This is a genomic window from Sphingomonas bacterium (genome assembly GCF_903644135.1).
Lineage (GTDB): Bacteria > Pseudomonadota > Alphaproteobacteria > Sphingomonadales > Sphingomonadaceae > Sphingomonas.
Window position 1 is genome coordinate 1 of record NZ_CAHJXA010000168.1, and the last position, 6,106, is coordinate 6,106.

At 69.4% G+C, this 6,106-nt stretch carries 8 protein-coding genes; 6 read left to right on the forward strand and 2 right to left on the reverse strand.

Going from position 1 to position 6,106, the window contains the following annotated elements; translation table 11 throughout:
- Positions 1 to 112 precede the first annotated feature (112 nt).
- Positions 113 to 1,924 carry an insulinase family protein gene (locus HUU96_RS09735; RefSeq protein WP_217430306.1) on the forward strand — a complete coding sequence of 604 codons (1,812 nt, stop codon included), beginning with the start codon at positions 113 to 115 and terminating at the stop codon, positions 1,922 to 1,924.
- On the opposite strand, the gene HUU96_RS09740 is transcribed toward HUU96_RS09735, so the two are convergent.
- Both HUU96_RS09740 and ykgO read right to left on the reverse strand, forming a co-directional pair.
- On the reverse strand, positions 1,869 to 2,483 hold the full coding sequence (locus HUU96_RS09740; protein WP_254605165.1) for an HAD family hydrolase: 615 nt from the start codon (positions 2,481 to 2,483) through the stop codon (positions 1,869 to 1,871). The two genes, HUU96_RS09735 and HUU96_RS09740, sit on opposite strands and share 56 nt — an antisense overlap.
- Before the next feature lie 97 nt (positions 2,484 to 2,580).
- The gene (ykgO, locus tag HUU96_RS09745; protein ID WP_003046794.1) at positions 2,581 to 2,706 is read right to left on the reverse strand and encodes a type B 50S ribosomal protein L36; all 126 of its coding nucleotides are present in this window, start codon (positions 2,704 to 2,706) and stop codon (positions 2,581 to 2,583) included.
- Positions 2,707 to 2,855: 149 nt separating this feature from the next.
- Here ykgO and HUU96_RS09750 point away from each other — a divergent pair, with 149 nt between their 5' ends.
- From HUU96_RS09750 to HUU96_RS09770, 5 genes are all read left to right on the forward strand, one after another.
- On the forward strand, positions 2,856 to 3,467 hold the full coding sequence (locus HUU96_RS09750) for a DUF4136 domain-containing protein (protein ID WP_254605166.1): 612 nt from the start codon (positions 2,856 to 2,858) through the stop codon (positions 3,465 to 3,467).
- Positions 3,464 to 4,582, forward strand: coding sequence for a M14 family metallopeptidase (locus tag HUU96_RS09755; RefSeq protein ID WP_174292624.1), 1,119 nt, complete (start codon positions 3,464 to 3,466; stop codon positions 4,580 to 4,582). The genes HUU96_RS09750 and HUU96_RS09755 overlap by 4 nt, the downstream gene beginning before the upstream one ends.
- The gene (locus HUU96_RS09760; RefSeq protein WP_217430307.1) at positions 4,579 to 5,037 is read left to right on the forward strand and encodes a GNAT family N-acetyltransferase; all 459 of its coding nucleotides are present in this window, start codon (positions 4,579 to 4,581) and stop codon (positions 5,035 to 5,037) included. Before HUU96_RS09755 ends, HUU96_RS09760 begins: the two co-directional genes overlap by 4 nt.
- A gap of 59 nt (positions 5,038 to 5,096) precedes the next feature.
- A complete protein-coding gene (gpmA, locus tag HUU96_RS09765) occupies positions 5,097 to 5,783 on the forward strand; it encodes a 2,3-diphosphoglycerate-dependent phosphoglycerate mutase (RefSeq protein WP_174292625.1) in 687 nt (228 codons plus the stop codon).
- A gap of 60 nt (positions 5,784 to 5,843) precedes the next feature.
- Positions 5,844 to 6,106 (forward strand): 5-(carboxyamino)imidazole ribonucleotide mutase (locus HUU96_RS09770; protein WP_174292626.1); only part of this gene is annotated, 263 nt, incomplete at its 3' end.

The window sequence follows — 6,106 nt, forward strand, 5'->3', positions numbered from 1 at the left end:
GAGTAGCGGCGGGTCGGTGGGCGAGCCGATCGTCTCGTGGTAGAGCTCGATCCCCGCGGGCGTGGTCAGCGTCGGCGCGGGGCGCTCCCTCAATCGTCATATCGACGACCAGTTGACGATCGGGTTCATCGCCCGGCCGGGTCAGACCCGCGCCGCGCTCGGCCAGATTTTCGCGATCGTCAACGATCTGCGCGCCAACCCGCCGTCGCCCGCGGAGATCGAGAGCCAGGTCATCGACGTCCAGGGCGGCCTGCGCCGCGCGCTGGACGATGCCCAGACGCCGCGTTCGGCGGCGCTCGCCAGCACCTTCATCAACGATGTCGACAGCGGCGACGTCACGCCGACGCGGCGCTTCTACCTGTCGCTGTTCCTGGCGCAGCGCGCGGCGATCACGCCCGAGGCGGTCCAGCGCGCACTGGCGACCAGCTTCGCCGCCGATCCCCGGCTGGTGCACCTGACCTCGACCGGGGCCGACCCCGTCACGATCACCGCCGACCTCGCCGCCGCCCGCGGCGTCGCGGCGGAGAAACAGGCGGCGATCCGTGCGGTGTCGATGAACGAGGTCGCCTTGCCCGGGCCGCCCGGCACGGTAGCGACCCGCGCCACGATCGCCGACCTCGGCATCGAGCGGGTGAGCTTCGCCAACGGCGTCACCCTAGACTACAAGCGCACCGCGTTCGAGAAGGACACGATCCGCATCCGCGTGCTGGTCGGCCATGGCGTCCTCAACCGGCCGGTCGGCGATCCGGGGCTGTTCTGGACGTCCAGCGCGCTGACGCAGGCCGGCGTCGGCCCGTTCAGCCGCGACGAGCTGACCAAGCTGACCGATGGTCGACAGATCGGCTTCGGCGTCGGCGCGGGCACGGTGGGGGTGCAGCTGGTCAGCCAGACCAACCGTCGCGACCTGCCCGATGCGCTGCGGCTGATGACCGCCGGGCTGACCCAGATGCGCTATGCGGAAGGCCCGGTGGCGCGGCTGCGCGACAGCTCGGCGGCGACCTACCAGACGCTGTACGGCCAGCCGGGGTCGGTATTGTCCAGCTTCGGCACGCGCTGGTTCTATGGCGGCGACCAGCGTTTCCGCGGCACGCCCGATGCCAACGAGATCGCGGCGCTGACGCTGCCCGACTTCCAGCGCTTCTGGACCGACCAGCTCGCACGCGGGCCGATCAGGGTCGTGGTCACGGGCGACCTCGACGGCGACGCGCTGGTCGATGCGGTGGCGAAGAGCTTCGGCGCGCTGCCGCCGCGCAGCGACATCGCACCGACGCCGACGCAGCTTGCGGTCAGCGCCCGCGCGGCCGCCGGCGGCGTGCCGGTGCTGCGTCATCGCGGCGACCCCGACCAGGCGACGGTCGCCCGTGTCTATCCGACGCCGGGCGCGCAGCCGGATATCGCGCTCAGCCGCGCGCTGTCGCTTGCCACCGCGATCATCGAGCAGCGGCTGATCGAGGAGTTCCGCGAGCAGACCGGCGGCACCTATTCGCCGTTTGTGTCGCGCGGCACCTCCAGCTACGTGCCAGGCTATGGCAATGTCGTGATCGGTGCCCAGATGAAGGTCGCGCGGATCGCCGGTTTTCAGGCGGCGCTCGACCGCATCACCGCCGATCTGGCGACCGCCGGACCGAGTGCCGACGCACTGGCGCGAGCGCAGGCGACCCAGATCGCCGGAATCGAGCGGGCGAAGGGCAGCGACAATAATTACTGGCTGACCGTGCTGTCCGACGATTTGGCCGACCCGCGCGATACCGACGCGGTGCGGACCGCGATCAGCGGCCGGCAGGCGATCACCATCGCCGACATCAAGGCGGCGGCGGCGCGCTGGCTGACCCCGGCGAACAGCTACAGCGTGACCGTTCTGCCGACGGCTACACCGGCAGTCCGAGGCCTCGCAACGAGGAGCGCAGCGCCGCGGCATCGGTGAAGACGATGCCGGTCATGCCCGCCGCCTCGGCACCCGCGACATTGTCGGCACGGTCGTCGACGAACACCGCGGTCGCCGCAGCCACTCCGAACCGCTCCAGCGCCAGGCGGTAGATGGCGAGGTCGGGCTTCACCAGCTTCTCGTCGCCCGACACCAGGATCGAGCGGAACCGGTCGAACAAGGCCGGGTATTTGGCGCGGAAGCCGGGAAAGAACTCGCCCGAGAAGTTGGTGATCGCGAACAGCGGCACGCCGCCCTGGTCCAGCTCGGCGACCAGCGTGTCCATACCGGGGACCAGTCCGCGGTTGCTCTCGTTGAAGCGCGGACCCCAGGCGGCGATCAGCTCGGCATGATGCGGGAAGCGCGCGATCAGCTCGGCCGACGTCTCGGCGAAGGGGCGGCCGGCATCGTGCTGGAAATGCCAGTCGGCGGTGACGACCTCGGCGAGGAACGCGTCGAGCGCCGCGCCGGGCGGCATCAGCTTTTCGTAGAGGAAGCGCGGGTCCCAATCGACCAGGACGCCGCCGATGTCGAAGATGACGGTTGTGGGATTAGGCACGTCCGACGTCACCCCGGACCTGTCCCGGGGTCCAGGATGACCAACGCTACCGTTTGCGGCTCTGGATGCCGGGACGAGCCCGGCATGACGGGAGAACTCAGCCCTGGCGCGCCTTGAAGCGGCGGTTGGTCTTGTTGATGACGTAGGTGCGGCCGCGGCGGCGGATCACGCGATTGTCGCGATGCCGATCCTTGAGCGACTTCAGGGAATTGCGGATCTTCATGGGGGATTCGCTTCGTGCGTAGAGGGGCTTTGGAAGCGCGTGCGCCTATAGCGGGAAACCTGCCAAGTCAACCGACGCGCCAGTCTGGACCCACGGTCCGTGCCATGCGTTACGCTTTGGCAACATTCAACCGGCAGAGGTCCTCCATGATGCGTTCGCTTACTCCCCTCGCCCTCGCCGCACTGGCGCTGGCCGGTTGTGCCACCACCGCATCGCTGCCGCCGACCCAGGTCATCCGCTATCACCTGGGCGATAACCTTGCGCGTGGCACCGTGGCGATCCAGCCTGCCAACGCCACCACGCCGAGCCTTGAGTTCCAGAACTATGCCGGCGCGGTGCAGGCGGAGCTGGCGCGGATCGGCTACGCGCCGGCCGCGCCCGGTGCGCTCGCCGACTTTGTTGCGATCACCGACTTCCACGCCATTCCCCAGGTCGGGCCGCCGCGCCGGTCGCCGATCAGCGTCGGGCTTGGCGTCGGCGGCTTTAGGGGCGGCGGCTATCGCGGCGGCACCGCGGTCGGCGGCGATGTCGGCGTCGGCTTCCCGGTCGGCGGCGGCGGCCGGCAGGCGGTGCTGGTCACCGATCTGTCGATCACCATCAAGCGCCGCGCCGACCAGACCGCGGTGTGGGAGGGCAAGGCGCATGGCGTGGTCGACGCGCGCAAGCCCGACGCCACCCCGCCCGCCCAGGCACAGCGCCTCGCCGCCGCGATGTTCACGGGCTTTCCCGGCGAGTCGGGGCGCACTATCGAGGTCAAATGACGATCAGCATCAACGCCGCCTTTGACGGCGGCAACATCCGGTTTGTGCGCCAGGAGCACGACCGGATCGACCTGGAGATCGCGACCGACGCGCACTCCGACTTCTACCAATGGTTCTATTTCCGCGCGGCCGGTGTCGGCGGCCGTCGCACCAGCTTCCGCCTGATCAACGCTGGCGGTTCCGCCTATCCGTTCGGCTGGCCGGGCTACAAGGTGCGCGCCTCGACCGATCTCCTCGCGTGGCGGATGATCGAGACGACCTATGAGGATGGCGTCCTGTCGTTCGACTGGGCTGGCAATGCCGACCTCGTCTGGTTCGCCTATTTCGCCCCCTACACGATGGAGCGGCACCAGCAGCTCGTCGCCCGCTTCGCGGCTGTACCCGGCTTCACGCATCGCGACCTGGGTCGGAGCCTTGATGGTCAGGCGATCGACCTGTTCACCGTTGGCGCTGGTCTCAGGCAGGTGTGGTTCTATGCACGCCAGCATCCCGGCGAAGCGATGTGCGAGTGGTTCATGGAAGGCCTGCTGGAGCGGCTGGCCGATGCCGCCGACCCGCACACCGCCGCCCTGCTCGCCAAGGCGACGTTCCATTGCGTTCCCAACATGAACCCGGACGGGACGCGGCGCGGGCATCTGCGCACCAATGCGGCAGGGGTGAACCTCAACCGCGAGTGGCACGCGCCGTCGCTGGAAAGGAGCCCGGAGGTCAAGCTGGTGCGCGACGCGATGGACGCGAGCGGCGTCGCCTTTGCGATGGACGTGCATGGCGACGAGGCGATCCCTGCCAACTTCCTCGCCGGCTATGACGGCATCCCGAGCTGGACCGATCCGCACGGCGCAAAATTCTATGAGTTCGGCCGCCGCCTTGCCGCGCACAGCCCCGATTTCCAGACCGAGCGCGGCTATGCCCGTTCCGAGCCCGGCCGCGCCAACCTGTCGATGTCGACCAACCAGCTGGCTGAGCGGTTCGGGGCGGTCGCGATGACGCTGGAAATGCCGTTCAAGGACCATGATCCCAATCCCGATGCCGAGTTCGGCTGGTCGCCGGCACGCTCCAAGCTGCTGGCCCATGCCACGCTGGAGGTGCTCGCCGACATGATTGACGAGCTGTGATCACCATCCGTCCCGGCGGGCTCGACCATCCGGCCGTGATCGAGCTGCTCGCCCTCCACCTCGCCGAACTGCGGGCCGACACGCCGCTCGACAACGCCCATGCGCTCGACCTTGACGGGTTGCGCCGGCCGGGGATCAACTTCTTCGCCGGCTGGGACGGCGAGGAACTGCTCGGCGTCGCGGCCCTGCGCGCGCTGAGTGTCGATCATGGCGAGGTCAAGTCGATGCGCACTGTCGTCGCCCATCGCGGCAAGGGCGTTGCCCGGGCGTTGTTGTCGCACCTGATCGCGACCGCGTCGGCGCGCGGCTATCGCCGGCTCAGCCTGGAGACGGGGACGGCACCACGATTCGCCGCCGCCAATGCGCTGTACGAGGCGACCGGGTTCGTCGATTGCGACGCGTTCGGCGGCTACCCGCCCAGCCCGCACAACCGCTTCATGACCCTGAGCCTCTAACCGCCGTTGACCCGGCACGGCCGGCGGGCGACAGCGCGCCACCAGCCACGGAGCCTGCCATGCCGACCCTTGTCCTGATCCGCCATGGCCAGTCCGCCTGGAACCTGGAGAACCGCTTCACCGGCTGGTGGGACGTCGACCTGACCGCCAAGGGCGAGGAGGAGGCGCGGGCGGCCGGCGAGCTGATGATCGCGCGCGGCGTCGACATCGACCTGTGCTTCACCAGCCTGCAGACCCGCGCGATCCGCACCCTGTACCTCGCCCAGGCGGCGATGGGGCGATTGTGGCTGCCGGTGGAGAAGCACTGGCGGCTCAACGAGCGCCATTATGGCGGGCTGACCGGGCTCGACAAGGCGGAGACGGCGGCCAGGCATGGCGCGGAGCAGGTCCATGTCTGGCGGCGCAGCTTTGACGTGCCGCCGCCGCCAATGGCAGCGGACAGCGCGTTCGACCTCGCCGCCGACCGCCGCTATGCCGGCGTCGCGGTGCCCGCGACCGAGAGCCTGAAGGACACCATCGCGCGCGTGCTGCCCTATTGGGACGAGCGGATCGCGCCGGCGCTGAAGGGCGGCGCGCGAGTGATGATCTCCGCGCACGGCAACTCGCTGCGCGCGCTGGTCAAGCACCTGTCGAACATCCCCGACGACGAGATCACCGGGCTGGAGATTCCGACCGGGCAACCGATCGTCTATGAGCTGGACGACGACCTGCGCGAGGTCGAGCGCTATTACCTGAGCGAACGCTAACCCCGTCCAAGCCCGGCATGACGGTTGAGGTTGGTCCCCGCCCCCGCTAACCCTTCCCGCATGGCGCTCGTCGGCATCATCATGGGCTCGACCTCCGACTGGGAGACGATGCGCCATGCTGCCGAGACGCTCGACGCACTGGGCGTCGCACACGAGGCAAAAGTGGTGTCGGCGCACCGCACGCCCGACCGGCTGTACGATTACGCCAAGGGTGCGGCCGGGCGCGGCCTCAAGGTCATCGTCGCGGGCGCGGGCGGCGCGGCGCACCTGCCGGGCATGGCGGCGGCGATGACGTCGCTGCCGGTGCTCGGCGTCCCCGTGGA

What these genes read in the sequence shown, in the direction of transcription:
- ykgO (WP_003046794.1), bottom strand. Translation starts at nt 2,706, where the DNA reads ATGAAGATCCGCAATTCCCTGAAGTCGCTCAAGGATCGGCATCGCGAC.
- HUU96_RS09755 (WP_174292624.1), top strand. Translation starts at nt 3,464, where the DNA reads ATGACGATCAGCATCAACGCCGCCTTTGACGGCGGCAACATCCGGTTT.
- HUU96_RS09750 (WP_254605166.1), top strand. Translation starts at nt 2,856, where the DNA reads ATGCGTTCGCTTACTCCCCTCGCCCTCGCCGCACTGGCGCTGGCCGGT.
- gpmA (WP_174292625.1), top strand. Translation starts at nt 5,097, where the DNA reads ATGCCGACCCTTGTCCTGATCCGCCATGGCCAGTCCGCCTGGAACCTG.